The sequence below is a fragment of the Microbacterium maritypicum MF109 genome, assembly GCF_000455825.1.
Lineage (GTDB): Bacteria > Actinomycetota > Actinomycetes > Actinomycetales > Microbacteriaceae > Microbacterium > Microbacterium maritypicum_A.
In genome coordinates, this window is sequence record NZ_ATAO01000085.1 from 1 (window position 1) to 201 (window position 201).

General features: G+C 67.2%; 1 pseudogene. It reads left to right on the forward strand.

The features are described from left to right. A pseudogene (locus L687_RS25925) lies at positions 1-201 on the forward strand (molybdopterin-dependent oxidoreductase); the annotation flags it as partial.

Below are 201 nucleotides of genomic sequence, written 5' to 3' on the forward strand. Positions count from 1 at the left end.
GCATCCGCACTGGTCGTGGGCATCACCGCCCGCACCGTGAGCATGGCGGTGTCGTCGGTCGAAGCGATCCGCGGTGCGCTCAAGCTGCCCTCCCCGAAGACCACGGTGACCGTGCCGCAGGGCGCCGAGCTCAACATCCCCGGGCTCAGCAAGCTGTTCACCCCGAACAAGGACTTCTATCGCGTCGACACCGCACTCACG